We start from the raw sequence: 26,445 nt of genomic DNA on the forward strand, positions 1-26,445 counted from the left end.
TTGGATGTGGCACGAAGTATCGGGTTTGGCAGGCGTTTCGAGGATTGGCCGCACCGACAATAGCAGGGGGAAAACTGACAATGGCCATGGAACGTGCAGTCGCCGAATTGGGCGTGCTGATCTATCCCGGCGCACAGCTGGCCGCGGTACACGGCTTGACCGATCTGTTTGGCGTTGCCGATCGTATTGCCACCGAGCATCAGAGCGCGCAGCTGCCGCTGTTGCGGATCAGCCACTGGCAAACTGATGCCGACCAGGCACCCAGACGCACCTACGACAGTCATCCCGGTCCCGAAGGGGCGCTGGTGGCACTGTTGATCCCGCCATCGATTGGCGGCTTTTCCGAAGGCCAGGCATCACCCGCGCTGATCGAATGGATACGTCGGCAACATGCTGCTGGCGCGACCTTGGGGGGCGTGTGCGTAGGCTCGATCCTGCTGGCCGAAAGCGGTCTGCTCGATGGTCGCAGCGCCACTACCCACTGGACCTCGGCCAAGCCGTTCGCCGCGCGTTACCCGAAGATCAAACTCCATGCCCATAAGCCCATCGTCGACGATGGCGACCTGATCACCACCGCCGGCCTGATGGCCTGGTCCGAGCTGGGGTTGCGGCTGGTCGATCGCTTGCTGGGGCCGAGCATCGCCACTGGCACCGCGCGTTTCCTGGTGGTCGAGCACAGCGACAGCGCCAGTCAGTGCGGCAGCAACTTTGCGCCGATCCTGAGCCATGGCGACGCGGCGATTCTCAAGGTTCAGCACTGGTTGCAAGGCAATGGCGCGGTGGAGGTTTCAGTGAGCGTGATGGCGCAACAGGCCGGGCTTGAGGAACGGACGTTCCTGCGGCGCTTTCGTGCGGCGACGGGTTTGAAACCCACCGAGTACTGCCAGCACCTGAGGGTCGGCAAGGCCCGGGAGATGCTCGAGTTCAGCAACGGCACCATTGATCACATTGCCTGGAGCGTGGGCTATGCGGATCCGGGGGCGTTTCGCGCCACGTTCAAGAAAATCACCGGGTTGGCGCCCAGCGATTACCGCGCACGGTTCGGTGTGAGCCCTTCGCCAGTGGTGTCGCGATAGCGGGGACGAGCTGATCGTGCGGCCTGCCGGAGTGCCGGTCGTCGTCGTGCAGAATAAAACGCAGCCGTAGCCACTACTGTTGTAACAGCGGGTGGAGGTTGCCCGTGTCGGGCTGTCGGCGGGGTTGGCCTGGTCCCAGCACCCCTTCAGCGACATTCATCGAGCGCAGATGGCAGGGGGACGCATGACCCCGACAAATCGCAAAAAGCTGGTGGTTGCCCACTCGACCCGAGCCGAAGCGCCGCTTCACGAAGTCGAGACCAACCGTGCGCTGGCCCAATGGCTGGCGCAGATTCTCGGCTGGCCGTACGGCGGCAGCTTTGACCCGGACCTGCATGGCGGACACGACCTCTACCTGCTGCCCAGCCAGACCCTGGTGGGCGCTGCCGAGGCCCGGCAGTTGGGGGTCAAGGGACCGGAAGATCTGTGGGGTGGCTACGTTGACCATGCTTTCATCTGCACCAAGGCGATTGTTCACGGTTTATTGAACCGGGATGCGCTGGCGCCTGAAGGCTGGGTCACGCTGTTCCCCGAGCGGGTGCGCAAGGTGGTGCTCGATGGCATCAGCGTGTTTTCGCTGGCGGACGCGCGGTTGGCGGCCGAGCAGTTGCTCGAGCACGGTCCGATCCGCCTGAAGCCGATTAATGCCTGCGCCGGACGTGGCCAGGAAGTGATCCGCAGCCTCGACTTCTTTAGAAGGTTCCTCACCCGTCCCGATACCGACGCGTTGTTCGCCGCCGGCGTGGTGCTGGAACAGGAGCTGAAAAATGTCGTGACCCACAGCGTCGGCCAGAGCTTCATCGGCGACAGGGTCCTGAGCTATTGCGGCCAGCAGCACCTGACCGAGGACGGGCAGGGCGAGAAGGTCTATGGCGGTTCGGACTTGCTGGTGGTGCAGGGCTACTACGACGATCTGCTCAAATTGCCGCTGGCCGATGACATACGCCTGGCGATCGAGCAGGCCCAGGTGTTCGACAGCGCGGCGGACGAGTGCTACCCCGGGTTCTATGCCTCGCGCCGCAACTACGATATCGCCCAAGGGCTGGACGCCAACGGCCAGAAGCGTAGCGGTGTACTCGAGCAGTCCTGGCGCGTGGGCGGTGCCAGCAGTGCGGAGGTGGCGGCGTTGCAGAGCTTCGTCAATCACCCGGCGGTGGACGCGGTCTGCGTGTCGGCGGTGGAAACCTACAGTGACCGCCCCTTGCCCGCAGGCGCCATCGAGGTCTATCGCGGCCCGGCAGCAAACAGTGAATGCCTGCTCAAGTACGTAACGGTCAAACCCTATGACGGCCAAAAGCGAAACCATTGACATCGAGGTCGACGGCGAATGCATGAGCGCGACCTTCCTCACCCCCAAATCCAGGGTGCCTGGCGTGTTGTTTGTGCATGGCTGGGGCGGTAGCCAGGAACGGGACCTGGAGCGGGCCAAGGGCATCGCCGGCCTTGGCTGCGTGTGCCTGACCTTCGACCTGCGCGGGCACACCGGTGGCACGGGCATTTCCCTGTCCCGTGTCACCCGTGAAGACAACCTCAGGGATTTGCTGGCGGCCTATGACCGCTTGCTCGCACACCCGGCCATCGATACCTCGGCGGTGGCGGTGGTGGGAACCAGTTATGGCGGCTACCTGGCGGCCATCCTCAGCACGTTGCGGCCGGTACGCTGGCTGGCGTTGCGAGTCCCGGCGCTGTACCGCGACGAGCGGTGGGACGCCCCCAAGCGCGACCTCGACAAACAGGATCTGCTGGATTACCGCAGCCGACTGGTGCCCGCCGACAGCAATCGAGCGTTGCATGCCTGCTCGCAATTTACCGGCGATGTGCTGCTGGTGGAGTCGCAAAGCGATGAGCATGTGCCTCACGCGACGTTGATGAGTTATCGCGCGGCGTTTCAGCATACCCATTCCATGACTCACCGGATCATCGATGGCGCCGATCACGCCCTGAGCGAGCCGGTGGCGCAACAAGCCTACACGTCGATCCTGGTCGGCTGGATCACTGAAATGGTGGTGGGTGAGCGTCTGAGCATCATTCAGTCGAGCTGAAGGTTGCCCTGTTTGCAGCCAGGAGGGTGATCGGGTTCAGTCAGGTTTTTTCTCGATGCGCAGCGCCCTGGCCCGGGCTTCGATCAGCAGGTACATGGCCACGGTGATCAACAGCGGCAGGAGGAAATAGATCGCCCGATAGGCAATCAGCCCGGCAATCAGGCCGCCGCGTGAGGCCTGGTGTTGCAGCAGCGCGACGAACACCGCCTCAAGCACGCCGAGCCCGGCAGGAATGTGGGTGATGACCCCGGCGATGGCGCTGATCAGCAAGACCCCGAGCACCAGCGGGTAATCGAGCTTGCCGGGCAACAGGGTGAAGATCACGGCCGCCATCAACGACCAGTTCAGCGCACCCAATGCCAGTTGCAGCAACGCCATGTGCAGGGAGGGCAGGCTGATTTCCACGCCGCGAACAACCCACGCGCGACGCCCGGAAAACCGACAGGCTGCCAGATACCCCGCGCTCACCAGCAGCAACAGGACGCCCACGCCTTGCAGTGCGGCGCTGCTGAGTGACCAGCCCGGCGGCATGTGCACCCGGCCGCTGCTGAAGATCGCACCGGCCACGACCATGTAGCCAAGCCAATTGGTGGCCAGGCTCAGCCCCAGGATCCTGGCGATATTGCCTTTGCTCACGCCCAGCCGTGAATACAAGCGATAGCGCATGGCGACGCCCCCGACCCAGGCGCTGAGGTTGAGGTTGAAGGCGTAGCTGATGACGCCCACGGGCAGGACTTGCCGCCAGCTCAGGCGTTGGCGGATGTAGGTGCGGCCGATCAGGTCGAAGCAGGCGTAGGTCAGGAAGCTCAGTAGGGTGAGCGTCGAGGCGATGATCAGCGTGCGCACTTTGAAAGCGGCCAGGGTGTCGAACACTTCGTTCCAGTCGATGCGCTGGGCGAGCAGTGTGAACAGCACGATCAGCAGTAAAAAGAACAGCGCGGTGAGGGGCTTCTTCACGCGATGCCAGCGCGAGTGCCACTGTCCGGCATGGGACTCAGGGCGGTTCATGGGGCTCGCCGGCGGGCTGGGTGGGCGCTGTGAATGGCTGCAGGCGGGCTTTGTGCGCCGGTAGCCAGCCGGCCCAGGCAGGAAAATGGCGCAGGCAGTGAAAGACCAGGAAGCCGATGGTCATGCGCCACAGCAGCCCTCGGGGTGACGGGTTGACGGGCATGACGGTGCAATGCTCGTGGCTCAGTTGATCCAGGCGCTCGAACAACTCGCGATTGAACGCCTGGTCGCGAATCAGCACGTTGGCTTCAAGGTTCAGCGACAGACTCAAGGGGTCGAGGTTGCTGGAGCCGACGGTGCTCCAGTCCCCGTCCACCAGGGCCACTTTGCCGTGCAACGGGCGGTCGCAGTATTCGTAGATGACCACCCCGGATTTTTGCAGGTAGTCATAAGTCTGGCGCGCGGCGAGCTTGGCCACCCGCATGTCTGGCTGGCCTTGCAGGATCAGGCGTACCTCGACGCCACGGCGGGCGGCGTTGCGAATCTCGCGCAGCAGGTGGTAGCCCGGAAAGAAGTAGGCGTTGGCGATCACCACGCGCTGGCGGGCACTGCGTAGTGCCTGCAAGTACGCGTCTTCGATGTCCCTTGGGTGGTCGCGGTTATCGCGGTAAACCAGTCGCACCTGACCGCCGTGACCGTTGAGCGCCAGTTCCATACGCTGGCGCTTGCGACGCCGCCAGCCATAACGGGCCCTGGCGCGGCGACCGTTTTGCACCAGCACAAAGTGATGGATATCCACCACCGCCGGGCCTTCGATCAGGACGGCGTAATCCTGTTTGGCTTCGGGACCGAAGTCGGCCAGGTGATCGGCGCTGAAGTTGATCCCGCCGATAAACGCGAGGGTGCCATCCACCACCACGATCTTGCGGTGCAGGCGGCGGAACCAATTGGTGCGAATGCCCAGGCGTCGTGGCGCAGGGTCGAACAGTTGCAACTGAACCCCGGCATCGCACATCGCCAGCAGGAATTCACTGGCCACTTCACCGCAGCCAAAGCCGTCCAGGCTGACGGTGACCCGCACACCCCGCTGCGCGGCCTCGATCAGAATCTGCTGCAATTCGTTGCCGACCTTGTCCTCGAACAGGATGAAGGTCTCCAGCAGGATTTCGTTGCTGGCCTGACGCAACGCCTCGAACACCTTGGGGAAATAGGCCTCGCCGTTCTCCAGCAACTCGACACGGTTACTGCCGTGCCAGCCATAGTCGAGGTCGTTCAGTGCGCGGTCGCTGCTGGCCAGCTCCGGTGCCTCGGTGGTTGGCCTGAGCCCTGTTTTTTCCAGAGGAGCGCTGCTCATGGCTCGATCTCCACCGACAGCGGGACGTGATCGGAAAGGTGTGACCAGGGGCGCGCGGTCAGTACCTGCGGGCGATGGGTCTTGAGATTGCGCACGTAGATGCGGTCCAGGCGTAGCATTGGCAGCCGCGCCGGGAAACTGCGCGCCGGTTTGCCATGGTGTTCGGCAAACACTTCAAATAGCCCCCGGGGTTCGAGCAGGGCATCGGCGCGTTGGCGCCAGTCGTTGAAGTCCCCGGCGACAATCACTTTCGCCTCCGCCGGCAAGTCGTCCAGACGCCGGATCAGCAGTGTGAGCTGTTGAGTTCGATGGCTTTCACGCAGGCCCAGGTGTACACAGATGGCATGCACGTGCTGGTTGTCGCCCGGCAGGCACAGCACGCAATGCAGCAGGCCACGGCCCTCGTGACCACTGATGGACACGTCGAGGTTGTCATGGCGAATGATCTGGAATTTCGACAGCAGGGCGTTGCCGTGGTCGCCCTCCGGATACACCGCGTTACGCCCGTAGGCAAACTGCGGCCACAGGCTGTCGGCCAGGAACTCGTACTGGGGCATGCTCGGCCAGCGGCTGTAGCGCCGGGAGTGAGGTTCGTGGGTGCCATGGACCTCCTGCAAAAACACCACGTCGGCGGACACGCTGTGCACCGCGTCGCGCAATTCAGGCAGGATGAAGCGCCGGTTCAGCGCGGCGAAGCCCTTGTGGGTATTGACCGTCAACACGGTGAAACGGCGCACGCTGGCGGGGCGTTCGATCAGTCCGTCCGGTTGACACGCGTGCTCACCGTTACCACTGTCAAACGTCGCCATGTGTCCTCCCGCCGAATAGCCTTCGGGCTGCCCCCTGTTTGTGGATGACCGCCGAGCGGTCAAGAAAGTTTCGATGGGGCTACGGACGGTATCGGGGGGGGGGGGAATGTGCGGGTGTCAGAGCGCCGATGGGCATCTACGCTTGTAGCGACCGCTCAAGGCTGCGATCTTCTGTGTCCACCACCCCTCGTCAATAGGAGCGCCGCGTTTTGGCTCATCTCAAGGCTGCGATCTGGCTCGCGTTACTGCTGTGCATCGGCAGCCCCCAATGGTCGGAAGCAGCACTGCCCGGGCTGGCGGCTGTGAAGGGAACCGCGACAGCTGCGGAGCCCGAGCCGATCGTGCAGGGCGGTCTGCTCGGGGCAATCAGTAACAGCATCGATGACGCACAGGAAAAACTCGATCTCAACGAACACCTGGTCGAAGCCTGGCGCGAGCGGGCGGACCGGGCAGTCGATGAGGTGGACCAGTTGGTCAACGAGCCGTCGCCTCGTTCGAGCTGGCGCGTGACTGGCGACTTCGTGTTGTTGACCTGTGTGTGGATCGGTCTTTTTGCGCTGCTGCGGCTGCTGGGTGGCATGCTGGCCAAGCGCCTTGCAACGTCACGCATATTGCGTGCCCGCGAACGCGGCCGGGCGTTGCTCGACTACTTGCTGGGCTACACCTTGCCGGCCGCGGTCAGCCTGCCTGTGACGCTCTATATCAGCCTGCTTCTAGAAGCCTCGGCCGGTCGGGCGCTGGCGCTGTGCCTGGCCTATGCCACCAGCGCCGGCGTGTTTGCGGCTTCGCTGCTGTTGTCGCTGGTGGTGCTGTTCAACGTCGGGCACAAACGGTGTGCGGTGCGCATCGTTCGCCAGCACTGCCCAAGACCGTTATTCCTGATGGGGTTCCTGGTTGCCCTCAGCGACGCCTTGACCAGCCCGCAGATCGCCCATCGCCTGGGCGACAACCTCACCAGCAGTATCGCGGTGTTTACCGGGGTGTCGGCGTCGATCATTTTCGGCCTGCTGGTGATTCGCTTGCGCCGGCCGGTCGGCCAGATGATCCGGATTCTGCCACTGGCCCAGCGGACCAGTCAGCCGGCATTGCGCGAGACGTTGCGGGTCTTTTCCGGCGTCTGGTACTGGCCGATTCTGTTGATGGTGCTGGTCTCGGTGATCAACCTGATCGGCATTGGCGACGACAACCAGAAGGTGCTGCGCTGTGCGTTGTTCACCACCATCCTGCTGATCGCCACCGTGTTCATCAGCACCATGCTGCAACACATGTTCAAGTCCTCCGGTGCGCTGGCGGCGCAGCGCAGCAGTGCCTATAAAGAGCGTTTCCTCACCCTGTCCCACGCCTTGCTGCGGATCCTCATGGCGATTGCCTTCATCGACATCCTGGGGCGGATCTGGGGCGTGTCGTTGTTCGAGTTCGCGGTCAGCAATGCCGTTGGCCGGGCGATCAGCGATTCCCTGAGCCGCATCGGCTTGATCTTCCTGATCACCTGGCTGGTGTGGGTGGTGCTGGACACGGCCATCCATGAAGCGCTCAAACCCCCGGTCAACAAGCGCAATGCGCGCCAGCCCAGCACCCGGATCAAAACCATCCTGCCGCTGCTGCGCAACGCGATCAAAATCATCCTGGTGGTGATCTGCGCGATCACCACCATGGCCAACCTGGGGATCAACGTCGCTCCCTTCCTGGCGGGTGCCGGGGTGGTGGGGCTGGCGATCGGTTTCGGCTCGCAGCAGTTGGTGCAGGACGTGATCACCGGGTTGTTCATCATCGTCGAAGATACCCTGTCGATTGGCGATTGGGTGGTGCTCGACTCGGGCCATGCCGGCACGGTGGAAGGGTTGACCATCCGCACCCTGCGTCTGCGTGACGGCAAGGGGTTCGTGCACTCGGTGCCGTTCGGGCAGATCAAGGCTGTCACCAATCAGTCGCGGCAATTCGCCTTTGCGTATTTCTCGGTGCAATTCACCTATGACACCGACGTCGACAAGGCCATCTTGTTGATCCGCGAGGCGGGCCGCTCGATCAGCGAAGACCCGTTCCTCAAGTACAACCTGCAGGGGCCGCTGGAGGTCTTCGGTGTCGACAAGATGGACCTCAACGGCATGGTCCTGACGGCGCAGTTCCGAACGGTGTCGGGCGGGCAGTATGCGGTGAACAGGGCGTTCAACCTGCGCTTGAAAAAGCTTGTGGATAACAGTCCGTGGGTGCATTTCGCGCAAACTTATCCACAGCAGGTGCTGTTGCATGAGCGACACCTGGACAAACCCGAGGACAAGCACGAGGAAGACGCTGGCGCCAAGGACAGTCCAGGTGTGGTGCTGCCACAGTCGACGCGCAACCCGTAACCCCCTCGCCACGACGCACTCATTGGCCAATGGGTGGGGGTGTAACCGGGCGATCTACACTTTACGGATGACGGTTGCGCTTTAAACCCGCAAAATGCAAGGATTCTGGCAATTCTCAACGGCAACGCCCGTGGGTGCTGTCGACACAACCATCGTTCCAAACAGACTGGGCCTGCTGACTCTATGCGAATGCGCCTTATGTTACTGGGTGGCGGAAATGCCCTTGGGCAGGCGCTGATTCGCCTCGGTGCGGAGGAAGACATCGGTTTCCTCGCGCCCCGTCCACCCCAAGACGGCTGGGACGCCGCGAGCCTGACACAACTGCTCGACGACACGCGCCCTGACGCGCTGATCAACCTCGCCTACTACTTCGACTGGTTCCAGGCCGAAACGGTGGCCGAGGCACGTCTGGCGGCGCAGGAAAGAGCGGTCGAACGGCTGGCCGAACTGTGCCAGCACCACAACATCGTGTTGCTACAGCCTTCCAGCTATCGAGTATTCGATGGCTCGCGGGCAACGGCCTACAGCGAAAAAGACGAACCCGTCCCCTTGGGCCTGCGTGGCCAGGCCTTGTGGCGTATCGAGCAAAGTGTGCGCGCCACTTGCCCGCAACACGTGATGTTACGCTTTGGCTGGTTGCTCGATGACAGTGTCGAGGGCTCCCTTGGGCGGTTCCTGGCGCGTGCCGAGCTGACCGAAGAGTTGCTGTTGGCTGATGACCGGCGTGGCAACCCGACACCGGTGGATGACGCCGCGCGGGTGATCATTTCGGTGCTCAAGCAACTCGATTGCGCGGCGCCACTGTGGGGTACATACCACTACGCCGGGCATGAGGCGACCACGCCGTTGGCGCTGGGCCAGGCGATCCTCGCCGAAGCCCGCAACCTGCACCCGCTGGCCATCGAAGCACCGACCGCCCAGGCTCACGCCGCGCGCCCGGATGCCGCCGAAGAACCGCAACACGCGGTACTGGCCTGCAAGAAAATTCTGCACACCTTCGGGATCAAGCCTCGCGCCTGGCGCGCAGCCCTCCCGGCCTTACTGGATAGGTTTTATCGTCATGGCTGATGGCCCTGTTTTGATCACCGGCGGCGCCGGTTTCATTGGTTCGCACCTCACCGATGCCTTGCTCGCCAAGGGCCATTCGGTGCGTATCCTCGATGACCTGTCCACCGGAAAACGCAGCAACCTGGTGCTGGATAATCCACGGGTCGAGCTCATCGAAGGCGATGTGGCTGACGCCGCACTGGTGGCCAGGGCGATGGCCGGTTGCCGTGCGGTGGCGCACCTGGCCGCCGTGGCCTCGGTGCAAGCGTCGGTGGACGATCCGGTGCGTACGCACCAGAGCAACTTCATCGGCACCTTGAACGTCTGTGAAGCCATGCGCCAGGCGGGCGTCAAACGCGTGTTGTTCGCCTCGAGCGCGGCGGTCTACGGCAACAACGGTGAAGGTGAGTCGATCGACGAAGACACTGCCAAGGCACCGCTCACGCCCTACGCGTCGGATAAGCTGGCGAGTGAGTATTACCTCGACTTCTACCGTCGTCAGCACGGGCTGGAACCGGCCATTTTCCGCTTTTTCAATATCTTCGGCCCGCGCCAGGACCCCTCGTCGCCGTACTCCGGGGTGATCAGCATTTTCAGCGAGCGTGCGCAAAAAGGCCTGCCGATCACCGTGTTCGGCGATGGTGAGCAGACACGTGATTTCGTCTATGTCGAAGACCTGGTGGACTTGCTGGTGCAGGCCATCGAGGCGCCGGCACTGGAAGTGGGCGCGGTCAATGTCGGCTGGAACCAGGCGACCACCCTCAAGCAAATGCTCCAGGCCTTGAAAGAGGTGGTCGGTGACTTGCCTCCGATCACCTATGCACCGGCCCGCGCCGGTGACATCCGCCATTCCCGTGCCAATAACCAGCGGCTGTTGCAGCGCTTCACCTTCCCCGAGCAGACGCCGATGAGTGTCGGGCTGGCCCGGTTGTTGGGTCGCTGAGGGCGGTTCAACGGACAAAAAAAGGCGCCCCGAGGGGCGCCTTTTTTTTGGGTGTGACAGATCGCTTCTTGTGGCGAGGGAGCTTGCTCCCGCTGGAGTCCGGAGTACTCCTGAAACAGCGCTGGCGGCGTATCAGGTCTGACTCGCTCGCAGGCTGGTGGTTGCTTTGCAACCGAGCGGGAGCAAGCTCCCTCGCCACAGGTATGGGGTGTCGGGCTTAGAACTTGTAGCCCAGGCCCACCATGTAGACCCATGGATCCACGTCGATATCCACCTTGGCACGAGTGCCTGCGGCGAGAGCGTCGTTGTTCACGTAGCCGGTGGTATCGATGTCGATGTAGCGTACCTGGCCGTTGATCATGATGTGGTCGGTCAGCATGTAGTCGGCACCGACCTGCCATGCCAGGCCCCAGGAGCTGTCCGCGCGGAAGTTGTCGAAACCTTTGGCGCTGGCCTCGCTGCCCACGTGTTCGTCGTAGACCCAGGTGTAGTTGATGCCGGCACCCACATAAGGTTGGAAGTCCGACTTGTGGTCCAGCGGGTAGTACACCAGGCTCAGGGTGGGCGGCAGTTGCTTGATGGTACCGAGTTTGCCGTTGACCACGCCAAGCGCGGTGTTCTTGAGTTTGACGTCATGCTCGAACGGGGTGGCTGCCAGCAGTTCGATCGCCAGGTTATTGGTGATCATGTACGCGAAGTTCAGACCCAGCTGAGTGTCGCTGCTCAAGGTCGCCTTGCCGCCCAAGTCTGCACCCGCCAGCGGGCCTTGATCGACCTTGACGCTGGAACTGTCAGCGTCCGGGTTCACGGTGATGGCGCCGGCGCGGAGGATGATGTCGCCGGCTTCAAAGGCCTGGGCGAAGGGGGTTGCAAGCGCGAATGCAAGGAGGGAAGCGCTAAGCAATGACTTGTGCATGGGGGCTCCAAGGGACAATTTAAATTCTATGTCCCATTTTATGGAGCGCTCCGACACGGGACGTTGACACAGCTCAATGAAAGCGTGATGGCTCATTAAGATCGTTGCAACAGTACGCGGTCATCGTACGCGCTCGCTTGAGCGTAGACGTCAGGTCAGATCAGGCCAAAAAAATGCTGGACTCACTCCGGCAATTCGTACAGGTAAATCTTGTCCGCTTCCATCTGATACCCGGCATCCGCCAACTCGCTGGTGGTCGCCTTGACCTGCATTGCGCCTTCAATCCAGTACGGCTGGTACAACTCTTCGAGCTTCACGCCGACTTCGCTTCTGACATGAACGATCTGGTTCGACGGCGGTGGTGGAACATGGATGCAGGCGCCGAAGTAAGGCACCAACAGGAACTCGGTGGTGCGGCCAGCTTCGCTGACCTCCAGCGGCACGATGTACCCCGGCAGCCGGATGTGCTGACCGTCCAGGCTTTTCACCACCGGGGCATTGGGCATGTCCTGCCTGGCGGCTGGCGCGGACTCGGCCGACAGCGCATCGCTGATCTGCGACAGGTCGTGCAGCGGTTTCATATTTGGTACTTCGACAGGCGCGTCCGGCGGGATCATTTGCGACCAGGTCAGGTCCTTGGGCTCGGCCGCCCACAGCGGTAGCGCGACCAGCATCAACAGCGCAAGCAAGGCGCGGGGCATCTTCAACATCCTCATAAACGGATCGACAGGCCATCGGCCAGGGATTGGCGATAGGCGCGCCAGGCCGGCACGCTGCCCATCAGCAGGGCGGCGAGCAGGATGCCACCGAGCAGCGTCCATTCATACTCGCTTGGCCAGGCCAGCGGCAGGTACAAGCCGTAGTTGGACTGGATATACCCCTGGGCCACGGCGATCCCCAGGTACAGCAGGCCCAGGCCCACGACCACTCCGGACACGGCCTGGGAAAAGGCTTCCAGCACCAGCAATGTCGCGATATGCCAGGGCCGGGCGCCGACCGAACGCAGGATCGCCATTTCCCGGCGGCGCTCGTTGAGGCTGGTGAGAATCGCCGTGAGCATGCCGATCAATCCGGTCAGCACCACGAACAGCGATACCACGAACAGGGCTTTTTCGGCGGTGCCCATCAGGCTCCAGAGTTCCTGCAAGGCCACGCCCGGAAGGATCGCCAGCATCGGCTCGCCACGGAATTCGTTGATCTCGCGTTGCAGGGCGAACGTCGAGATCTTGTTGTTCAGGCCGAGCATGAACGCGGTGATGGCTTGCGGCGTGAGGTCCATGTTGCGCGCCTGGTCGGCACTGACACGACCATCGCCCCGGGCCGGTACGCCGTTGTGCCAGTCGACATGGATCGCTTCCATGCCTCCCAGGCTGATGTGCAGCGTGCGGTCGACCGGCGTACCGGTGCGTTTCAGGATCCCGACCACGGTGAAGGGTTTGTCGTCGTGCTTGACTAGGCTGATCGCCGCCACGCCGTGGGCCAGTACCAGTTTTGCACCGAGTGTGTAGTGCAGCGCCTCAGCCACTTCGGCACCCAGCACCACTTCGAACGGGTCCGTGGCGAAGGCTCGGCCGCTGGCCAGTTGCAGGTTTTGCTGGCGCCCGTATTGATAGTGCTGGAAGTAGGCGTCGGTGGTGCCCATCACCCGGTAGCCGCGATGGGAATCTCCCAGGGACATCGGGATCGCCCATTTCACTTTCGGGTTATTGGCGAAGTGCTCGAAGCTGTCCCAGCGGATGTTGTTGGTGGCGTTGCCGATGCGAAACACCGAGTACAGCAGCAGGTTCACCGAGCCGGAACGTGCGCCGACAATCAGGTCGGTGCCGCTGATGGTGCTGGCAAAACTGGCACGGGCTTCGGTGCGTACACGCTCCACGGCCAACAACAGGCACACGGAGAGGGCGATGGCGAGTGCCGTGAGGATCGCGGTGAAGCGGCGGTTAGCCAGGCTGGCCATGGCCAGACGAAACAAATACATCTCAGACCTCTGCGGGCGTGGTGGCGCGGTTGAGTTCGGCCAGCGACAGGTGGCGATCGAACAGCGGTGCCAGGCTCTGGTCATGGCTGACAAACAACAGGCTGGAGCCGGCCTCGCGACACTCGGCAAACAGTAGGCGGATAAAGGCTTCGCGAGCGTCGTAGTCGAGGGCCGAGGTCGGTTCGTCGGCGATCACCAGTTCCGGCTGGCCGATCAGCGCGCGGGCGGCGGCGACCCGTTGTTGCTGGCCGATGGACAGTGAGTCGGCGCGACGGCTGAGGATGTTTTCGTCCTTGAGGCCCAAGTGCGCCAGCAAGGTCGCTGCGGCGCTGTCGACACTGCCATGGCGCTGGATCGCCCGGTGGGCGCGCAGTCTGGAAAAGTGGCACGGCAGCTCGACGTTCTCGCGTACCGACAGAAACGGCAGCAGGTTGAACTGCTGGAAGATGTAGCCAGTATGGTCGACCCGAAAGCGATCGCGGGCACCGGCCGAGAGCTCGGTCAGCTCCTGGCCAAGCAGGCGCAGGCTGCCGCGATCGGGTTTCTGCACGCCGCCGAGCAAGCCTAGCAGGGTGGTTTTGCCACTGCCGCTGGGGCCCTTGAGGAACAGCGTTTCGCCGGGTTCCAGGCGAAACGCCGGGATGTCCAGCAAGGGCGGGTGACCGGGCCAGCTGAAACCCAGGTCCGACAGTTCGATGAGTGCTTGGGTCATGTGGAGCCGGTCCGGTTGGAGGTGAGCCCTGTGGGAGTGGGCGGCACTCAGAATTTCAGCGCAGCAGCGTTGGCGGTGACTTCAGCCCCTTGCTGGGCGCTCGGGCTGATGAGTTGTACCTGAATTTTCCGGGTGGCGGGGAAGGTCTTGAATACATTCGCCAGATCCAGTGTCTTCAGTGCGCCCGGGGCGGCGCAGGTGAACTGGTAATGCGCGTGGATTTCGCTGTGATCAGGGTGATGTTCTTTAGACGCAGCCCCTTTGCCGTCGGTGGCGTGGTCATCGTCGTCGTGCTCATCGGCGTGGGGCGTGTCACCGAACAGCGGGCTTTCCAGTTCCTGCTGGCTGACCACGCAGCGGGCGGCCTCGGGCAGGCTGAACAGGGTCAGCGGTTGCTCAAGCCGGGCGCGGACCGCCGCGACCTTGGCCTTGTCTTCTGCGCTGCTGGCCGCATGCTCGAAGCCCACCAGGTTCATCGCCGGGCTTTCCAGTTCCAGCTCCAGGGTCTGGCCATCGAGGACCGCGTTCAAGCGCCCGACACCATGTTCGTGAGCGCCGAGGCTGGCATGTTCATGGTCGTGAACCTCGGCCGCCTGGGCGACAGCCAGCGGCAGCAGAGCAAACGGCAAAGCGAGGAGCAGGCGGCGCATGGGGAGTCTCCGGAAGATGAATATTTTGTTATGTGATCTTATAACAATGCTGGCGAGAGTTTGACCGCATGCTTGGCGTTGCGCAAGGCGCGTGGGAGCATGTTCCTCATAAACAGGAGGAAAGCCCAATGTTGCGCATACGGGGAAGCATCGGCGACTGGCCGGTGGATTTGACGCTGGAACTCGATGACAGCGATTGGGCGAAACTGGGCGCGCAGCTGCAGGTCAGCCGAACCGATGGCGTCGTGCCGGTGGCCGGTACGCCGGTCAAGCCGGTGAGTCAGGACGATTCGTTATGGCAGCTTGCCAGGGAGCTGCTGCGCACGTCAGGGCAACTCACGGGGCCGGATCTGCTTGAGCAACTGGAGGGTTTGACCGGCAGCGCGGTGGCCGGCAAACGCTTGTTGGTGCGTTTGCGCCACAGTGCCGAGGTCAAGGTGCTGAGCGGCGGGGATACGCCGCTCTATCGCTGGATCGGGGCTTAGTACAGCGCGGCGAACAACTTGCGGCGGTAGGTGGTCACCAGCGGGTGATCGTTGCCCAGCAGTTCGAACACTTGCAACAAGGTCTTGTGCGGCAACCCTTCGCTGTAGCTGCGATTGCGGATAAACAGCTTGAGCAGGGAGTCCAGTGCCGGGTCGTATTGCTGGCGGGCCAGTTGCTGGATCGCCAGTTGGTAGATCGCCTCATCGTCCTGCGGATTTTGCGCCAGGCGCGATTTCAGGTCGGCGACATCCGGCAGGTCCGCGGCCTGGCCGAGGAACTGGATTTGCGCCTTGGCGCCTGCCAGCGCGGCTTTATGTTCATCGGTCTTGACGGCATCCAGCACGATCCGGGCTTCGCCCAGCTCACCGCGCTCTGTCAGGCAGCGGGCATAGAGGATCAGTGCGCGAGCGTTACTGTTGTCTTCCGTCAGCAGCCCTTTGAGCGTGGCTTCAGCCTCGGCGAAACGACCTTCATCGAACAACGCCTGAGCCTGTTCGAGCGGTTCGGCGGCGGGCGGTGGTGGCATCTGCACATGGGGCTCGAGCAGGGCGCGTACCGCGGATTCAGGCTGCGCACCGGCAAAACCGTCCACCGGCTGGCCATCCTTGAACAACACCACGGTCGGCAGGCTGCGAATGCCGAAGCGGGCAACGATATCTTGCTCGACGTCGCAATTGACCTTGGCCAGCAGCAACTCGCCCTGGTAGCTCTCGGCGATGGTTTGCAGCATCGGCATCAGCGCTTTACAGGGCGCACACCATTCGGCCCAGAAATCCACCAGCACCGGCTTGTGGAACGAGTTCTCGATCACCGACTGGTCGAAATCGGCGGTAGTGGCGTCGAAGATGTACGGCGTTTCCTGACTCATGGGGTCTCTCGAAAAACGTGGATGAGACAACTATACGGCTTGGCTGGGGCCGCCGAAAGCGCAGTGCACCGATCGTTCCCACGCTCTGCGTGGGAATGCCTCTTGTGACGCTCTGCGTCACGACGTCTAAGGGACGTGGAGCGTCCCGAGCCGCGCGTTACCACGCCGAGCGTGGGAACGATCATGTGCGTTTGGCGTGGTACAGGCTCACATGCCGAAACTCTTCGGGCTCGGCCAGATCCGGCAAGGTCATGGCTTCAAGCATCTCAAGCCGTTGATACAGGGGATGACGAAAGTCCCGAACCCGCGAATCCGCCACCAGTGCTTCACGGCCACGGCTGAGAAACTCATCGAGCAGCGGCAGGTTGGCGCGGTCGTACAAGACGTCGGCCACCAGGATCAGGTCAAAGCGATCGGCTTCGGCGAAGAAGTCCGTCGAGTAGCCGAGTTCGACCTCATTGAGTTCGGCATTCGCCCGGCAAGCGGCAATCGCCAGCGGATCCAGGTCGCAGGCCACCACTTCCAGGGCTCCGGCCTTGACGGCCGCGATCCCGGCAATCCCGGAGCCGGCACCAAAATCCAGTACGCGCTTGCCGGCGACCCACTGCGGACGCTCGGCCAGGTAACGGGCCATCGCCAGGCCGCTGGCCCAGCAGAAGCTCCAGTACGGCGGTTCATGCAGGATGCGCCGGGTTTCTTCCGGGCTGAAGGCGCGATCCATGTTGTCGCCATCGATCAGCCAGAGCTTCAGTTCGGTGGCGGGCAGCGGGCAGGGCACCAGCCGCGCGTCGCCGAGCAGTTCACTTAATGCCCGTTGCAGGTCGAGCGGTGCATTCATGGCGCTTTGACGAACTGCAACTGTCCCAGTGCCTGGGTGGTCGGTTGAAAGATGCGTTGCGCTGGCAGATGCAGGATCAACTGCCCGGACTGGCTGGCGCGACCACGCAGTTCGACACGGGCACCGGCGGGAAAGACGTCCGGGTTGAAGCGCAGATGAAACGGCAGCGCCTGGCTGGTACCGATCAGGTTGGCACTGGCGAGCAATTGCTGGGGGCGTGAGCGCTCGTCGATCACCAACAGCGCCAGTTCAACTTCGGCACCGGCCGGAACGCCCAGCAAGGCGCCGCTCAGTTCGCGTTGGTACGCGGGCAGGGGGCCCAAGTCGGCCGAGGCCCTGGCCTTCTTCTCGGCCATCTGTGGCGCGGGGCCGGGAGCAGGCTCGGAAGGTTTTGGCGCATCACTGCTACAGGCCGCCAGCAGGCTGACGAAACTGAGTAAAACAAGCGGACGTAGCGGCATTTGCGGCTCCAGCAAGGTGAAATCCGTGGTTCAGGTAATATAGTCCGTCTGTATACCGTAAACCCTATGGCTTGTCTTGCCACCGGGATGCGCTACCATGGCCCTCCCTTTTTTTGTTGCCTGCCACCATGCACTGTCCCTTCTGCGGTGCCAACGACACCAAGGTCATCGACTCGCGACTGGTCGCCGAGGGCGAACAGGTGCGCCGCCGGCGTGAATGCCTGGCCTGCGGCGAGCGTTTCACCACGTTCGAGACGGCTGAACTGGTGTTGCCGCGCCTGATTAAAACCGACGGCAGCCGTCAGCCGTTCGACGAAGAAAAACTCCGCGCCGGCATGCAGCGCGCCCTGGAAAAACGTCCGGTGAGCGTCGAACGCCTGGAATCCTCGCTGGCGCACATCAAGCACAAGCTGCGGGCAACCGGTGAGCGCGAGGTCAAGTCGCTGGTGGTCGGTGAGCTGGTCATGGCCGAGCTGCAAAAGCTCGACGAAGTCGCCTACATTCGTTTCGCCTCGGTGTATCGCCGCTTCCAGGACCTCAACGAGTTCCGCGAAGAGATCGATCGCCTGGCCCGTGAGCCGGTCAAGCCATGATGATTTCTACAGAACAGGCAGTCCTTGACGCCCATTACATGGCGCGTGCCCTGGAACTGGCGCGCAACGGCCACTACACCACCCATCCCAACCCGCGGGTGGGCTGTGTGATCGTGCGTGACGGGCAGATTGTCGGCGAAGGCTGGCACGTGCGCACCGGCGAACCCCACGCCGAAGTTCATGCCTTGCGCGCGGCGGGCGAAAATGCGCGGGGCGCCACTGCCTACGTGACGCTGGAGCCCTGCAGCCATCACGGCCGCACCCCGCCGTGTGCCGACGCACTGGTCAACGCCGGGTTGGCACGGGTGGTGGCGGCCATGCAGGACCCGAACCCGGCAGTCGCCGGTCGCGGTCTGCAGCGCCTGGAACAGGCCGGCATTGCCATACAAAGCGGTGTGCTCGAAGGCGAGGCACGCAAACTCAATGAAGGTTTCCTCAAGCGCATGGAGCATGGCTTGCCGTTCGTGCGGGTCAAGCTGGCGATGAGCCTGGATGGCCGAACCGCCATGGCCAGCGGCGAAAGCCAGTGGATCACCGGTCCCGCTGCCCGTTCCGCGGTGCAGCGCCTGCGAGCGCAGGCTAGCGTGGTGCTGACCGGCGCCGATACGGTGCTGGCCGATGATGCGCGGTTGACCGTGCGTGCCGATGAGCTGGGCCTGGATGCCGAACACACCACCCTGGCCATGAGCCGTCCACCGTTGCGCGTGCTGATCGATGGCCGCCTGCGGGTGCCGCTTGACGCACCGTTCTTCAAGGCCGGTCCGGCACTGGTCGCCACCTGTGTCGCGGTGGAAGAGCAGTACGCCAATGGCCCGGAATGCCTGATCGTGCCAGGCGACGATGGTCAGGTCGACCTGCGCAAGCTGCTGGTCGAACTGGCGGCCCGAGGTGTCAACGAGGTGCTGGTTGAAGCCGGTCCGCGTCTGGCCGGGGCGTTTGCCCAGCAAGGTCTGGTGGACGAGTACCAGATTTTCATCGCCGGCAAGTTCCTGGGCTCTTCGGCGCGGCCTCTGCTTGACTGGCCGCTTGCGCAAATGAAGGATGCGCCGGAGCTCAAGATCACCGAAATTCGCGCGGTTGGCGATGACTGGCGGGTCACTGCCATTCCTGTGCCAGCAGCGAGCGTATAATTCCCGGCTGCGGCCAAGAAGGTTTTGTTCTCGAGGAGGGCTTCATGTTTACCGGCATCATCGAATCCATCGGCAGCATCCGTGCAATGACCCCCAAAGGCGGGGATGTGCGGGTACATGTAGAAACCGGCAAGCTCGACCTGAGCGACGTCAAACTGGGCGACAGCATCGCGGTCAACGGCGTGTGCCTGACGGCGGTTGAACTGCCTGGTAACGGCTTTGCGGCGGACGTCAGTCGCGAAACCCTCGACTGCACCGCCATGAACGACCTCAAGAGCGGCAGCCCGGTCAACCTGGAAAAAGCCCTGACCCCGACCACCCGTCTCGGTGGACACCTGGTCAGCGGTCACGTCGACGGTGTCGGCGAAGTGGTGACCCGTACCGATAACGCCCGCGCTGTGGAATTTCGTATCCGCGCGCCGAAAGAACTGGCCAAGTACATCGCCCATAAGGGCTCGATCACCGTCGACGGCACCAGCCTGACGGTGAACGCGGTCGATGGCGCCGAGTTCCTGCTGACGATCATTCCGCACACCCTGAGCGAAACCATCATGGCGTCCTACCAGCCAGGTCGCCGGGTGAATCTGGAAGTGGACTTGCTGGCCCGTTACCTGGAGCGCCTGTTGTTGGGCGACAAGGCTGCAGAGCCAACGGCTGGCAGCACCATTACCGAAAGCTTTCTGGCCCAAAACGGCTACCTCAAATCCTGAAGCTCAAATTTCGAAAGAAGGGGGGTGCCTTGTGGCGCTCAATAGCATCGAAGAACTGGTTGAAGACATCCGCCAAGGCAAGATGGTCATCCTCATGGATGACGAAGACCGCGAGAACGAAGGCGACCTGATCATGGCCGCCGAGTGCTGCCAGCCAGAACACATCAACTTCATGGCCAAGCACGCCCGTGGCCTGATCTGCATGCCGATGAGCCGCGAGCGCTGCGAGCTGCTCAAGCTGCCATTGATGGCGCCGCGCAACGGCTCCGGCTTCGGCACCAAGTTCACCGTGTCCATCGAAGCGGCCACCGGCGTCACCACCGGGATCTCCGCGGCCGACCGTGCGCGTACCGTGCAAGCTGCTGCTGCCCGTGATGCCAAGGCCGAAGACATTGTTAGCCCTGGCCACATCTTCCCGCTGATGGCCCAGGCCGGCGGTACCCTGGCCCGCGCCGGTCACACCGAAGCCGCGTGCGATCTGGCGCGCATGGCCGGTTTCGAGCCGAGCGGGGTGATCTGCGAGGTGATGAACGACGACGGCACCATGTCCCGTCGCGCCGAACTGGAAGCCTTTGCGGCGGAGCACAACATCAAGATCGGCACCATTGCCGACCTGATTCACTACCGGATGATCCACGAACGTACCGTTCAGCGGATTGCCGAGCAGCCACTGGACAGCGAACTGGGCCAATTCAACCTGGTGACCTATCGTGATTCGGTGGAAGGCGACGTGCACATGGCACTGACCCTGGGCACCGTTTGCGCCGAAGAACCGACCCTGGTCCGGGTGCATAACATGGACCCGCTGCGCGACCTGCTGATGGTCAAGCAACCGGGGCGCTGGAGCCTGCGCGCCGCCATGGCCGCGGTGGCCGAGGCTGGCAGCGGCGTGGTGCTGTTGCTGGGTCACCCGCTCGATGGCGATGTATTGCTGGCGCATATTCGCGAAACGGCCGACCACGCCGCCGTGAAAAAACCGACCACCTACAGCATCGTCGGGGCCGGTTCGCAGATCCTGCGTGACCTGGGCGTGCGCAAAATGCGCCTGATGAGTGCGCCAATGAAATTTAATGCGATATCCGGTTTCGACCTGGAAGTTGTAGAATACGTGCCCTCCGAATAAAGGCCGGTGTTTTTTCACCCCTTGTTCGCGGTTCAAATATCACCGAGGGGCGCGTACTGAACGCGTCCCGGCTCTTTAAGAGATTTGTCGAATGACCCTGAAGACCATCGAAGGTACCTTCATCGCCCCCAAAGGCCGCTACGCTTTGGTTGTTGGCCGCTTCAACAGCTTTGTGGTTGAAAGCCTGGTAAGCGGTGCTGTTGATGCCCTGGTTCGCCATGGCGTGAGCGAAAGCGACATCACCATCATCCGTGCCCCTGGCGCCTTCGAAATCCCGCTGGTTGCGCAGAAAGTCGCTCAGAAGGGCGAGTTCGCGGCAATCATCGCCCTGGGCGCGGTCATTCGTGGCGGTACTCCGCACTTCGAATACGTGGCTGGCGAGTGCACCAAGGGCCTGGCCCAGGTGTCCATGGAGTTCGGCGTACCGGTTGCCTTTGGCGTCCTGACCGTTGACTCCATCGAGCAAGCCATCGAACGTTCCGGCACCAAGGCCGGCAACAAAGGTGCTGAAGCTGCCTTGTCCGCCCTGGAAATGGTCAGCCTGCTGGCGCAGTTGGAGGCCAAGTGATTAGCGACGAAAGCGATCGTTTCAACCCGCGCGATCCAAAGCCTGCGGATGCTGGTAAACCATCGAAAAGCGTCAAGCGCCGCGAAGCCCGTCAGCTCGCGACCCAGGCCCTGTATCAATGGCACATGGCCAAGCAGTCGCTGAACGAGATCGAAGCGCAGTTCCGGGTCGATAACGATTTCACCGATGTCGATGGCGCGTACTTCCGTGAAATCCTGCACGGGGTTCCGCAGTTCAAGACCGAAATCGACACCGCGCTCAAGCCTTGCATGGACTTGACCATCGAAGAGCTGGATCCGGTCGAGCTGGCGGTTCTGCGCCTGTCCACCTGGGAACTGCTCAAGCGCGTCGACGTGCCTTACCGCGTGGTGATCAACGAAGGCATCGAGCTGGCTAAAGTCTTTGGTTCCACCGACGGCCACAAGTTCGTCAACGGTGTCCTCGACAAACTGGCCCCGCGCCTGCGTGAAGCTGAAGTGAAGGCGTTCAAGCGCTGATTCGCGCTGCAGCTGCCATGGGCGAGTTTGAGCTGATCCGCAACTACTTCGCCGCCGCGCCTTGTGCGCAGGGCGGCGAGGGCGTTGCACTGGGGATCGGCGACGACTGCGCCTTGCTCGCTGTTCCCGCAGGGGAGCAGCTGGCCATTTCCACCGACACCCTCGTGGCCGGTGTGCATTTCGCGGATCCCTGCGACCCGTTTCTGCTTGGCCAGCGTTCGCTGGCCGTGGCGGTCAGCGACCTGGCTGCCATGGGCGCCACGCCCATTGCCTTTACCCTTGCCCTGACCTTGCCGACGGTGACCGCCGACTGGCTGGATGCCTATGCCCGTGGTTTGAACGCCATGGCGCAGAACTGCGGTGTGCGGCTGGTAGGTGGTGATACCACGCGTGGCCCGCTGAGCCTGACCATGACCGTATTCGGTCGTGTACCGGCGGGGCAGGCCCTGACCCGCAGCGGTGCCCGGGTGGGTGACTTGCTGTGCGTGGGCGGGGCGCTGGGTAATGCGGCCGGTGCTCTGCCGCTGGTGCTGGGGGAGCGCGTCGCGCCCGCCGAAGTGGCCGAGCCGTTGTTGGCACATTATTGGTCGCCCCAGCCGCAACTGGCGTTGGGGCAGGTGTTGCGTGGCAAGGCCACCTCGGCGCTGGATATCTCCGACGGTCTGCTCGCCGATTGCGGGCATATCGCCAAGGCGTCCGCTGTCAGTTTGCTGATCGACAACGAAAAGCTGCCGGTGTCCGCCGCACTGCTGAGCTTTCTCGGCGAGAATGCGGCCCGCGTGGCGGCCGTCAGTGGCGGAGACGACTACGTGCTGGCGTTTACATTGCCTCCTGTCCATCTACCGGCGCTGCTTGCCGCTGGCTGGCCGATTCATGTGGTCGGCCAGGTGGTGGCCGGGCAGGGTGTGACGTTGCTGGATGCCAATGGACAGGACATCACCCCGCAAGCCCGGGGTTATCAACATTTTCAGGAGACACCGTGACAGATCATTCCAAACAGGTCCCGGCAGAGGTCGTGCCGCCCTCGGTCTGGCGTAATCCCTGGCATTTCCTGGCGTTCGGTTTCGGCTCGGGCACGTTGCCCAAGGCACCAGGCACCTGGGGCTCGTTAGTTGCACTGCCTTTTATCCCGCTCTGGCAGATGCTGCCCGACTGGGGCTATTGGCTGATGCTGGGCATCACCATGCTGTTCGGATTCTGGCTGTGCGGCAAGGTCGCCGACGATTTGCGGGTACACGACCACGAAGGCATTGTCTGGGATGAAATGGTCGGGATGTGGATTACCCTGTGGCTGGTGCCGGAAGGTTGGTACTGGCTGTTGGCGGGGTTTCTGATGTTCCGCTTTTTCGACATTCTCAAGCCGTGGCCGATTCGCTGGATCGACCGCCATGTACACGGCGGTGTCGGGATCATGCTCGACGACGTGTTGGCGGGGGTGTTTGCCTGGTTGGGCATGCAGGGGCTGGTCTGGTATTTCGCCTAGCAGGTTGAGGAGCTCAGGATGGTCGTTCGCTGGCTGTGGGGTGGGGTGCTTGCACTGTTCTGTACGGTTGCCGGTGCGGTCGAGGCACCGGCGACACCGGCGGTGATTCATCTGGCCGGTGAAGACTGGGAGGGCTACACCGCAGCCGATGGCCGTGGCCTGGCCTGGGACGTGCTGCGCCAGATTTTCGAACCCGCTGGCGTGAAGCTGGACATTCGCACCGAGCCCTACACCCGCTCCGTGGGCCTGGCCCGACGGGGCGAGGTGGATGCCTGTGTCGGTTCCTATCGTGATGAGGCCCGGGACCTGCATTATCCCCGCTGGAACTTCGATAACGATCACATCTATGCCCTGGGCCTGGCCGGCAGCCCGGTACCGACCCCGCAAACGCTGGGTAACTATCGGCTGGCATGGGTTCGCGGCTATGGCTATGAGTCCTACCTGCCTAATGTACACAGCTATAACGAAGTCATTCGTCGTACCGGGATTTTGTCGATGCTGATCCAGCACCGTGCCGACTATTACATCGACGGGCTGACCGAAATCGATTACGTCGTCAGCCAGGCCGAGGATCCCTCGCAGTTTCGTCGCACGCACATCGCGGAACTACCGCTGTACCTGTGCTTTGCCAAGACGCCCAGGGCTGAACAGTTGATGGCGCTGTTCGACCAGCGCATGGAGCTACTGGTGAAGAATGGCGAGTTGAAACCGATTTTCGAGCGCTGGAAACAGCCTTATCCGTTTGAGTTGGACTGAGCGCGTAGCCCGAGGTGGGTGATGGGCTCGCTTGATCAAACTTTTTGATCGTTATGACCAATAATTCAGCATAAGCGTGGTATGGAACCTTACTGTTACAATGCCGCCTCTGCGAATCTCCAGTACACAGATCAGGAGCACACCGGTGCCTGTCGTTTTTGTCGCCGCTTCCAAGCTGCCCACACCTTTTGCGCAATTCACCATGCATGGCTTTCTCGATGAGGCCACTGGCCGCGAGCACGTTGTGCTGAGCCTGGGTGAGGTTGCCAACGGTGCTCCGGTGCTCGGCCGGTTGCACTCCGAATGCCTGACGGGCGATGCCCTGTTCAGCCAGCGTTGCGACTGCGGCTCGCAACTTGAAGCCGCGTTGCGGGCCATCGCTCACGAAGGCCGTGGCGTGCTGCTCTACCTGCGTCAGGAAGGGCGGGGCATTGGCCTGCTGAACAAGATCCGTGCCTACGAGCTACAGGACGGTGGCGCCGATACGGTTGAAGCCAACGAGCGCCTGGGCTTTGCCGCGGATCAGCGCGATTACGCCATATGCCTGCCGATGCTGGAGCACCTGGGGGTGAAGTCCCTGCGCCTGATGACCAACAACCCACGCAAGGTCAAGGCATTGACCGACATGGGCATCGTGGTTGCCGAGCGCGTACCGCTGCACACCGGGCACAATCCGCACAATAAACTCTACCTGGCGACCAAGGCCAGCAAGCTCGACCACATGATGGGCAACGAGCATCAGGGCGAGGTAGACCGGGCGTGACGCGTGGCCAGGTTCGTCGGCGTCTGTCCGTCAATTGGTGGCAATACCTGGCGCTCGCCCTGTTGCCGTTGTTCGTGATCAACGCAGTGTTCGGTGACGGCGAGGCAATTGCGCCGGTACTGGCCATGCCGTTCTTCATCGCGGGCATGACCTCGATGTTTGTCAGCCTGAAATTTTTTGGCGGCTACAAACACGGCTTGATCACGACCCAGAAAGCCCTCGATACCCCGCAGGAGCCGGCTGCCTGGACGGCCTTGGCGGCTGAGCGTCGCAAAGCCTTCCTGGCCGCCTCCTTGCCGGCCTGGATCGGTGCCCTGGCGGTCTTCGTCGGTCTTGAGGCGGTGCCACAGGTGTTGCTGGCGCTGTCGACCGCCGTACTGTTCTACCTCTACCGTATTCCGCGTCAACTCGCCTGATGCGCCACTGGCTGGCGGTTGTGCTGCTGGCCATCAGCGGCTCGGCGGCCGCAGTGGAGCGGGTGGTCAGCCTGGCGCCGTCCCTCTCGGAAATCGTCGTTGAACTGGGCTCGGCCGACCTGCTGGTGGGCGTACTCGATGCCGGTGAGCGTCCCCCTGAGTTGAACGATCTGCCTTCGGTGGGCCGTTATGGCCAACTGGACATGGAGCGCCTGCTCAGCCTCAAGCCGGACCTGTTGCTGCTCTGGCCCGGCAGCGTCGGCCCGGCACAGCGCGAGCAACTGAGCCGCCTGGGCATTCCCACCTACGTCGCCGAACCCCACAGCCTCGAACAACTCGCCTCGCAGATCGAAGCCATCGCCGGGCAACTGGGGCGGCCTGAGCGCGGGCGCACCCTGGCGGCTGACGTGCGCCAGCGGCTCGAGGCATTGCGCCAACGCTATCAGCGCGCCGAACCGCTGCGGGTGTTTTATCAGGTCTGGGACCAGCCCCTCTACACCGTGGGTGGAGGGCAGATCATCAGCGATGCGCTTGCGGTCTGCGGCGCGCGTAATGTGTTTGCCGACATGAGTTTGCCGGCGCCGCAGGTCAGCATGGAAGCGGTGCTTGCGCGTAATCCCGAGGCGATTCTTGCCGGCAGCCAGGACCAACTGGATGCCTGGAACGCTTGGCCGCAGGTGGCCGCGGTGACCCAGGGGCGTTTGTTGCTGGTGACGGACAAGGGCCTGGAGCGACCGAGCGGGCAGATGATTGAGGCGACGGCCAAGCTGTGCCGGTTGATCGCGCCGAACCAGTGATCAGGGTTCCGGGAGCGGCATACCTACCCTGTGGCGAGCGAGCTTGCTCGCGCTGGGCTGCGTAGCGGCCCCGGTACTGGGTGTCGACATGTGCCATGTTGGGGCCGCTTTGCGACCCAGCGGGAGCAAGCTC

Annotated in this window: 30 protein-coding genes; 19 read left to right on the top strand and 11 right to left on the bottom strand. The window is 62.8% G+C overall.

Annotated elements, in window-relative coordinates; all coding sequences use genetic code 11:
- The first annotated feature begins 80 nt into the window (after positions 1-80).
- The 3 genes from AC3WQN_RS11155 (at position 81) to AC3WQN_RS11165 (ending at position 3,118) form a co-directional block, all read left to right on the top strand.
- Positions 81-1,076, top strand: coding sequence for a GlxA family transcriptional regulator (locus AC3WQN_RS11155; protein ID WP_103401059.1), 996 nt, complete (start codon positions 81-83; stop codon positions 1,074-1,076).
- 184 nt (positions 1,077-1,260) lie between these two features.
- Positions 1,261-2,385 (top strand): DUF3182 family protein, encoded by a 1,125-nt coding sequence (locus AC3WQN_RS11160; RefSeq protein ID WP_103401058.1) that lies wholly within the window; start codon positions 1,261-1,263, stop codon positions 2,383-2,385.
- Complete coding sequence (locus AC3WQN_RS11165) at positions 2,360-3,118, top strand: alpha/beta hydrolase family protein (RefSeq protein ID WP_103401057.1); 759 nt, start codon at positions 2,360-2,362, stop codon at positions 3,116-3,118. The genes AC3WQN_RS11160 and AC3WQN_RS11165 overlap by 26 nt, the downstream gene beginning before the upstream one ends.
- A gap of 36 nt (positions 3,119-3,154) precedes the next feature.
- On the opposite strand, the gene AC3WQN_RS11170 is transcribed toward AC3WQN_RS11165, so the two are convergent.
- From AC3WQN_RS11170 to AC3WQN_RS11180, 3 genes are read right to left on the bottom strand one after another with little or no spacing between them, the layout of a single operon-like run.
- Positions 3,155-4,126 (bottom strand): lysylphosphatidylglycerol synthase domain-containing protein, encoded by a 972-nt coding sequence (locus tag AC3WQN_RS11170; RefSeq protein ID WP_103401056.1) that lies wholly within the window; start codon positions 4,124-4,126, stop codon positions 3,155-3,157.
- Positions 4,113-5,420, bottom strand: a complete 1,308-nt coding sequence (clsB, locus tag AC3WQN_RS11175) for a cardiolipin synthase ClsB (protein ID WP_103401055.1) — start codon at positions 5,418-5,420, stop codon at positions 4,113-4,115. Before clsB ends, AC3WQN_RS11170 begins: the two co-directional genes overlap by 14 nt.
- Positions 5,417-6,229: an endonuclease/exonuclease/phosphatase family protein gene (locus AC3WQN_RS11180; protein ID WP_103401054.1), complete on the bottom strand. Its 813-nt coding sequence runs from the start codon at positions 6,227-6,229 to the stop codon at positions 5,417-5,419. Before AC3WQN_RS11180 ends, clsB begins: the two co-directional genes overlap by 4 nt.
- A gap of 209 nt (positions 6,230-6,438) precedes the next feature.
- On the opposite strand from AC3WQN_RS11180, the gene AC3WQN_RS11185 reads away from it, so the two are divergent.
- The 3 genes from AC3WQN_RS11185 (at position 6,439) to AC3WQN_RS11195 (ending at position 10,567) form a co-directional block, all read left to right on the top strand.
- A complete protein-coding gene (locus AC3WQN_RS11185; RefSeq protein ID WP_103400445.1) occupies positions 6,439-8,577 on the top strand; it encodes a mechanosensitive ion channel family protein in 2,139 nt (712 codons plus the stop codon).
- A 183-nt stretch (positions 8,578-8,760) separates the two neighbouring features.
- Entirely contained in the window at positions 8,761-9,645 is an 885-nt protein-coding gene (locus AC3WQN_RS11190; RefSeq protein ID WP_103400444.1) for a sugar nucleotide-binding protein, read from the top strand.
- Positions 9,638-10,567 (top strand): NAD-dependent epimerase/dehydratase family protein, encoded by a 930-nt coding sequence (locus AC3WQN_RS11195; protein WP_103400443.1) that lies wholly within the window; start codon positions 9,638-9,640, stop codon positions 10,565-10,567. The genes AC3WQN_RS11190 and AC3WQN_RS11195 overlap by 8 nt, the downstream gene beginning before the upstream one ends.
- 217 nt (positions 10,568-10,784) lie before the next feature.
- Here the strand turns inward: AC3WQN_RS11195 and AC3WQN_RS11200 are convergent, their stop codons facing one another.
- The 5 genes from AC3WQN_RS11200 to AC3WQN_RS11220 all read right to left on the bottom strand — a co-directional run bounded on the left by AC3WQN_RS11200 (position 10,785) and on the right by AC3WQN_RS11220 (position 14,823).
- Complete coding sequence (locus AC3WQN_RS11200; RefSeq protein WP_103400442.1) at positions 10,785-11,483, bottom strand: OmpW/AlkL family protein; 699 nt, start codon at positions 11,481-11,483, stop codon at positions 10,785-10,787.
- A gap of 182 nt (positions 11,484-11,665) precedes the next feature.
- Positions 11,666-12,184, bottom strand: coding sequence for a DUF3299 domain-containing protein (locus AC3WQN_RS11205; protein WP_371918508.1), 519 nt, complete (start codon positions 12,182-12,184; stop codon positions 11,666-11,668).
- Positions 12,185-12,195: 11 nt separating this feature from the next.
- Positions 12,196-13,461 (bottom strand): ABC transporter permease, encoded by a 1,266-nt coding sequence (locus AC3WQN_RS11210; protein WP_103400440.1) that lies wholly within the window; start codon positions 13,459-13,461, stop codon positions 12,196-12,198.
- A gap of 1 nt (position 13,462) precedes the next feature.
- Positions 13,463-14,173, bottom strand: a complete 711-nt coding sequence (locus tag AC3WQN_RS11215) for an ABC transporter ATP-binding protein (RefSeq protein WP_103400439.1) — start codon at positions 14,171-14,173, stop codon at positions 13,463-13,465.
- Positions 14,174-14,220: 47 nt separating this feature from the next.
- Positions 14,221-14,823 (bottom strand): DUF2796 domain-containing protein, encoded by a 603-nt coding sequence (locus tag AC3WQN_RS11220; RefSeq protein WP_103400438.1) that lies wholly within the window; start codon positions 14,821-14,823, stop codon positions 14,221-14,223.
- A gap of 128 nt (positions 14,824-14,951) precedes the next feature.
- On the opposite strand from AC3WQN_RS11220, the gene AC3WQN_RS11225 reads away from it, so the two are divergent.
- On the top strand, positions 14,952-15,308 hold the full coding sequence (locus AC3WQN_RS11225) for a hypothetical protein (protein ID WP_103400437.1): 357 nt from the start codon (positions 14,952-14,954) through the stop codon (positions 15,306-15,308).
- Here the strand turns inward: AC3WQN_RS11225 and trxA are convergent.
- The 3 genes from trxA to AC3WQN_RS11240 form a co-directional block, all read right to left on the bottom strand.
- Positions 15,305-16,177: a thioredoxin gene (gene trxA, locus AC3WQN_RS11230; protein ID WP_103400436.1), complete on the bottom strand. Its 873-nt coding sequence runs from the start codon at positions 16,175-16,177 to the stop codon at positions 15,305-15,307. The genes AC3WQN_RS11225 and trxA overlap by 4 nt on opposite strands.
- Positions 16,178-16,358: 181 nt before the next feature.
- Complete coding sequence (locus tag AC3WQN_RS11235; RefSeq protein WP_103400435.1) at positions 16,359-17,015, bottom strand: class I SAM-dependent methyltransferase; 657 nt, start codon at positions 17,013-17,015, stop codon at positions 16,359-16,361.
- Positions 17,012-17,476, bottom strand: a complete 465-nt coding sequence (locus tag AC3WQN_RS11240) for a YbaY family lipoprotein (protein WP_103400434.1) — start codon at positions 17,474-17,476, stop codon at positions 17,012-17,014. The genes AC3WQN_RS11235 and AC3WQN_RS11240 overlap by 4 nt, the downstream gene beginning before the upstream one ends.
- Positions 17,477-17,604: 128 nt before the next feature.
- Between AC3WQN_RS11240 and nrdR the strand changes: the two genes are divergently transcribed.
- The 12 genes from nrdR to AC3WQN_RS11300 all read left to right on the top strand — a co-directional run bounded on the left by nrdR (position 17,605) and on the right by AC3WQN_RS11300 (position 26,312).
- Positions 17,605-18,069 (top strand): transcriptional regulator NrdR, encoded by a 465-nt coding sequence (gene nrdR / locus AC3WQN_RS11245; RefSeq protein ID WP_166590477.1) that lies wholly within the window; start codon positions 17,605-17,607, stop codon positions 18,067-18,069.
- Positions 18,066-19,199 carry a bifunctional diaminohydroxyphosphoribosylaminopyrimidine deaminase/5-amino-6-(5-phosphoribosylamino)uracil reductase RibD gene (gene ribD, locus AC3WQN_RS11250; RefSeq protein WP_103400432.1) on the top strand — a complete coding sequence of 378 codons (1,134 nt, stop codon included), beginning with the start codon at positions 18,066-18,068 and terminating at the stop codon, positions 19,197-19,199. Before nrdR ends, ribD begins: the two co-directional genes overlap by 4 nt.
- 44 nt (positions 19,200-19,243) lie before the next feature.
- Positions 19,244-19,909 (top strand): riboflavin synthase, encoded by a 666-nt coding sequence (locus tag AC3WQN_RS11255; protein ID WP_095145364.1) that lies wholly within the window; start codon positions 19,244-19,246, stop codon positions 19,907-19,909.
- A 31-nt stretch (positions 19,910-19,940) separates the two neighbouring features.
- A complete protein-coding gene (gene ribBA, locus AC3WQN_RS11260; RefSeq protein ID WP_095080500.1) occupies positions 19,941-21,032 on the top strand; it encodes a bifunctional 3,4-dihydroxy-2-butanone-4-phosphate synthase/GTP cyclohydrolase II in 1,092 nt (363 codons plus the stop codon).
- 91 nt (positions 21,033-21,123) lie between these two features.
- Positions 21,124-21,600 carry a 6,7-dimethyl-8-ribityllumazine synthase gene (gene ribH, locus AC3WQN_RS11265; RefSeq protein WP_003228649.1) on the top strand — a complete coding sequence of 159 codons (477 nt, stop codon included), beginning with the start codon at positions 21,124-21,126 and terminating at the stop codon, positions 21,598-21,600.
- Entirely contained in the window at positions 21,597-22,097 is a 501-nt protein-coding gene (nusB, locus tag AC3WQN_RS11270) for a transcription antitermination factor NusB (protein ID WP_095080503.1), read from the top strand. Before ribH ends, nusB begins: the two co-directional genes overlap by 4 nt.
- Positions 22,098-22,114: 17 nt before the next feature.
- Positions 22,115-23,080 (top strand): thiamine-phosphate kinase, encoded by a 966-nt coding sequence (gene thiL / locus AC3WQN_RS11275; protein ID WP_103400431.1) that lies wholly within the window; start codon positions 22,115-22,117, stop codon positions 23,078-23,080.
- Positions 23,077-23,580 (top strand): phosphatidylglycerophosphatase A family protein, encoded by a 504-nt coding sequence (locus tag AC3WQN_RS11280; RefSeq protein ID WP_103400430.1) that lies wholly within the window; start codon positions 23,077-23,079, stop codon positions 23,578-23,580. Before thiL ends, AC3WQN_RS11280 begins: the two co-directional genes overlap by 4 nt.
- Before the next feature lie 18 nt (positions 23,581-23,598).
- Positions 23,599-24,336, top strand: coding sequence for a substrate-binding periplasmic protein (locus AC3WQN_RS11285; RefSeq protein ID WP_103400429.1), 738 nt, complete (start codon positions 23,599-23,601; stop codon positions 24,334-24,336).
- A gap of 145 nt (positions 24,337-24,481) precedes the next feature.
- On the top strand, positions 24,482-25,099 hold the full coding sequence (gene ribA, locus AC3WQN_RS11290) for a GTP cyclohydrolase II (RefSeq protein ID WP_103400428.1): 618 nt from the start codon (positions 24,482-24,484) through the stop codon (positions 25,097-25,099).
- On the top strand, positions 25,096-25,515 hold the full coding sequence (locus AC3WQN_RS11295) for an MFS transporter (protein WP_103400427.1): 420 nt from the start codon (positions 25,096-25,098) through the stop codon (positions 25,513-25,515). Before ribA ends, AC3WQN_RS11295 begins: the two co-directional genes overlap by 4 nt.
- A complete protein-coding gene (locus AC3WQN_RS11300) occupies positions 25,515-26,312 on the top strand; it encodes a cobalamin-binding protein (RefSeq protein WP_103400426.1) in 798 nt (265 codons plus the stop codon). The genes AC3WQN_RS11295 and AC3WQN_RS11300 overlap by 1 nt, the downstream gene beginning before the upstream one ends.
- Positions 26,313-26,445 lie beyond the last annotated feature (133 nt).

The organism is Pseudomonas sp. FW300-N1A1 (assembly GCF_058789115.1).